Here is a 1,980-nt window from a genome sequence, read left to right on the forward strand (position 1 = left end):
ACGCACAGCGTCCGGAGCCCGTCGTGCGGGTTCAGCGCGAGGCTCAGGCCTCGGTCTTCTCCTCGGCGGCCTTGGCAGCCTCTTCGGCGGCCTCGGCAACGGTCTCGGCGGAGCCGTCGGCGGCCTCGACCGTCTCGATGGCCTCCTCGTCGTCCTCCAGCTCGACGGGCTCACCGTTGGTGTCGACGACCTTGGCGGCCTCGACGACCACGGCCAGCGCCTTGCCGCGGGCGACCTCGCCGACGAGCATCGGCACCTGGCCGCCCTCGACGACGGCCTGGGCGAACTGGTCCGGGCTCATGCCGGAGGAAGCGGCACGCCGCATGAGGTGCTCGGTGAGCTCCTCCTGGTTGACGTTCAGCTTCTCCTTGTTGACGATCTCGTCCAGGAGGAACTGGGTCTTGATGCCCTTGACCGCCTGCTCGGAGGTCTCGGCCTCGAACTCCTCGGCCGTCTTGCCCTGGATCTCCAGGTACTTGTCGAGGGTCAGGCCCATCTGCCCGAGCTGGTGGTGCTCCAGGTTGTGCTTGCGGGTCTGGACCTCGTCAGCGAGCAGCTTCTCCGGGATCGGGACCTCGGCCAGCTTCAGCAGCTCGTCCAGGACGCGCTCCTGGGCCTGGGTGGCCTGCTCGTACTGCTTGGTGTCCTCGAGGCGCTTGCGGCTGTCCGCCTTCAGCTCGTCGAGGGTGTCGAACTCGCTCGCCATCTGAGCGAACTCGTCGTCCAGCTCGGGGAGCTCACGGGCGGCGACGGCGGTGACCTTGACGGTGACCTCGGCCTCCTTGCCCTCGGCCGAGCCGCCCTTCAGCTCGGAGGTGAAGGTGGCCTCGCCACCCGCCTCCAGGCCGGTGACCGCGGCGTCGATGCCGTCGAGGAGCTCGCCGGAACCGATGGTGTACGAGACACCCTCGGCCACGCCGTCCTCCAGGACCTCGCCGTCGACCTCGGCCTGCAGGTCGATCGTGACGACGTCGCCCTCGGCGGCGGCGCGCTCGACCGGGTTGGTGGAGGCGAAGCGCTCGCGGAGCTGCTCCACGGCCTTCTCGACGTCCTCGTCGCTGACCTCGAGGGCGTCGACGGTGACCTCGATGCCGGAGTAGTCCGGAATCTCGATCTCGGGGCGTACGTCAACCTCGGCGGTGAAGGCCAGCAGTTCGCCGTCCTTCAGCTCGGTGATGTCGACCTCGGGCTGGCCGAGGACGTTGAGCTCACCCTCGTTGACAGCCTCGGTGTAGAACTTCGGGAGCGCGTCGTTGACGGCCTCCTCCAGCACCGCACCGCGGCCGAACCGCTGGTCGATGACCCGGGCAGGGATCTTGCCCTTGCGGAAGCCCTTCACCGTGACCTGCTGGTTGATCTTCTTGTACGCCGCGTCGAGGCTGTCCTTGAGCTCCTCGAAGGGCACCTCGACAGTGAGCCGAACCCGGGTCGGGTTCAGGGTCTCCACGGCGCTCTTCACGGTTCGGTCTCCTTGTGGCTGACTTCTTGGGGTTCTGCTCCGCCGCACGGTTGGCGGCTTCGCGGACCGAGCCCGGCAGATCAGACACACGGGCACGCATTTTGCATAGTAACGGCAAGGAGACGGACTCCCACAATGCGATCCTGCCGGTGGTCTGCGATCTTGCCGATGGTCGGGGTGGCCGGATTCGAACCGACGACCTTCCGCTCCCAAAGCGGACGCGCTACCAAGCTGCGCCACACCCCGTCGGTGCGACACGTAGGGTACATGCAGACAGGCAGTGCATCCGCCGCTTTGCACGGGCCGCACCGAACGCGACACCGGGTGACCGCGATCGGGTGTGCGGACAGCGCCCGCGACCCGCTACGATGCTTCTCGTGCCGCCGGTCCCCGGACCTGCGGTGCATTGCTTGCGGGCGTAGCTCAATGGTAGAGCCCTAGTCTTCCAAACTAGCTACGCGGGTTCGATTCCCGTCGCCCGCTCCATGCCTGGGCCCGGTCCGACGAATTGCTCGTCGGAC

At 67.6% G+C, this 1,980-nt stretch carries 1 protein-coding gene and 2 tRNA genes; 1 reads left to right on the top strand and 2 read right to left on the bottom strand.

The genetic code is table 11. From position 1 onward, the window contains the following. Positions 1–43: 43 nt before the first annotated feature. Together tig and ACFU8Q_RS41205 are read right to left on the bottom strand one after the other, a co-directional pair. Positions 44–1,459 carry a trigger factor gene (gene tig / locus ACFU8Q_RS41200; protein ID WP_384465268.1) on the bottom strand — a complete coding sequence of 472 codons (1,416 nt, stop codon included), beginning with the start codon at positions 1,457–1,459 and terminating at the stop codon, positions 44–46. A 169-nt stretch (positions 1,460–1,628) separates the two neighbouring features. Beyond that, positions 1,629–1,705, bottom strand: a tRNA-Pro gene (locus tag ACFU8Q_RS41205). A gap of 166 nt (positions 1,706–1,871) precedes the next feature. On the opposite strand from ACFU8Q_RS41205, the gene ACFU8Q_RS41210 reads away from it, so the two are divergent. Continuing rightward, positions 1,872–1,945: transfer RNA gene (locus ACFU8Q_RS41210), tRNA-Gly, on the top strand. Positions 1,946–1,980 lie beyond the last annotated feature (35 nt).

The sequence above is a fragment of the Streptomyces sp. NPDC057543 genome (assembly GCF_042801895.1).
In the GTDB taxonomy this organism is placed as follows: Bacteria; Actinomycetota; Actinomycetes; order Streptomycetales; family Streptomycetaceae; genus Streptomyces.